This window comes from Mesorhizobium sp. 2RAF45 (assembly GCF_052115225.1).
GTDB lineage: Bacteria > Pseudomonadota > Alphaproteobacteria > Rhizobiales > Rhizobiaceae > Mesorhizobium > Mesorhizobium jarvisii.
In genome coordinates this window covers 1-1,120 of the sequence record NZ_JBFRGG010000036.1, presented here as the reverse complement: position 1 = coordinate 1,120, position 1,120 = coordinate 1, and the positions used below count along the sequence as shown (strand labels likewise).

Sequence of the window (1,120 nt, the reverse complement as noted above, 5' to 3'; positions counted from 1 at the left end):
GCCGTAGACGTCGCAAATCTTGACGTATTCAGCGGGTTCCGGCTCGGCGACGACGACGGCGTCGGCGGCGCGCGCACCGGAAACTGCGATCAGGGCCGCAGCGGAGCCGAGAAGAAGGCTCTTGATGTTCATTTTCTGACCTCCAGTCAAAAGTTAAAAAACGGGTCTGGGTATTCTTTGCTGAAGGACAGCGTTCCCTGCCCCATCCCCACTACCGAAAAAGATGCGCACCGCGCCGCTCCTTCGAACCCGACATTACCCATGAGGCGGCGGCGTTCAACAACGATCGTACCGGCGAAAGGGCAGTTTGGCTGCTATCCCCCAGCGTTGTTGCACAAATGACACGATTTGGCCTCACTCAGAAAGCTCTCGTTAACCATCAGGCCCGCCGCAAGCGCTTATTTCCAGCCGAATCCGACGACCGGCTGGCGGAATCAAGGCAAGGCCGCGAGTCATTAGCCAGGGATTTGCCGCAGAACCGCCTAAACCAGGAAAGGCGGGCTTCGGTGCGCCTCTTATTTTCCATATTATGATTTCTTTTTCGGAGATAATGGCTGGGGCTTGTTGATTGTGCCGGCGCTTTTCTTTATCCAGCGGCGCAACGGAGAGGTGGCCGAGTGGTCGAAGGCGCTCCCCTGCTAAGGGAGTAGAGGTCAAAAGCTTCTCGTGGGTTCGAATCCCATCCTCTCCGCCATCCTGCTTCGCGCTGTGCGCTTCGAATCGCATCAACCAGGCCATGTGACGTCGACCAAGGGTCATCTGCCTGTCGTCTTGAAGGCGTGTATTGCGGTCGAAGCGGAGGCCAATGCACGGCAGCTGAAGCGGCATTTCAAGACCGGATCAGGCAAGGCTTTTGCGAGCAAGCGATTTTGGCGAACTGCGTCCCACCGACGGCCCATGATGCTATCTATCTGAGATAAAAAKAAAAACGGCCATTCGATCCGTTTTTCGCCGACCTCTACTCCCGATTCTGACTGGAGGTCAGAAAATGAACATCAAGAGCCTTCTTCTCGGCTCCGCTGCGGCCCTGATCGCAGTTTCCGGTGCGCGCGCCGCCGACGCCGTCGTCGTCGCCGAGCCGGAACCCGCTGAATACGTCAAGATTTGCGACGTCTACGGC

Annotated in this window: 2 protein-coding genes and 1 tRNA gene; 2 read left to right on the top strand and 1 reads right to left on the bottom strand. The window is 57.4% G+C overall.

The window, feature by feature from the left end:
* Nucleotides 1–132: porin (locus tag AB4Z43_RS33460; RefSeq protein WP_366015734.1), on the bottom strand; the 132-nt coding region annotated here is incomplete at its 3' end.
* A gap of 471 nt (nt 133–603) precedes the next feature.
* Between AB4Z43_RS33460 and AB4Z43_RS33455 the strand changes: the two genes are divergently transcribed.
* Together AB4Z43_RS33455 and AB4Z43_RS33450 are read left to right on the top strand one after the other, a co-directional pair.
* A tRNA-Ser gene (locus AB4Z43_RS33455) sits at nt 604–694 on the top strand.
* 294 nt (nt 695–988) lie between these two features.
* The coding region (locus AB4Z43_RS33450; protein ID WP_366015734.1) for a porin at nt 989–1,120 on the top strand (132 nt) is incomplete at its 3' end.